The sequence below is a fragment of the Neotamlana laminarinivorans genome (assembly GCF_020523925.1).
Classification (GTDB): domain Bacteria; phylum Bacteroidota; class Bacteroidia; order Flavobacteriales; family Flavobacteriaceae; genus Neotamlana; species Neotamlana laminarinivorans.
Map to the genome: position 1 here is coordinate 1 of NZ_JAJAPW010000068.1, position 295 is coordinate 295.

Annotated in this window: 1 protein-coding gene; it reads right to left on the bottom strand. The window is 37.6% G+C overall.

Annotation, left to right across the window (positions count from 1 at the left end):
* Positions 1-295: pyridoxal-phosphate dependent enzyme (locus LG649_RS16065; protein WP_226544828.1), on the bottom strand; the 295-nt coding region annotated here is incomplete at both ends.

Below are 295 nucleotides of genomic sequence, written 5' to 3' on the forward strand. Positions count from 1 at the left end.
TTAACAAAGTATACCCTTTTTCATCTCTAAGTTTAAAGGCTAAATCTCGTGAGCCTTCTATACCAACATCGGCAGGTGTTAAAATAACTTCGGCGCCATAGGCACGCATGGTTTTAACACGCTCTTCTGTTGAGTTTTCGGGCATAATTAACACCATATTTAACCCTAAAAGTTTCGATATAAATGCTAAGGCTATTCCTGTGTTTCCGCTTGTAGCTTCTACTAAAGTACCTCCTTTTTTTATATCGCCTCGTTTTAAAGCTTCATTAATCATGTTAAAAGCCGGCCTATCTTT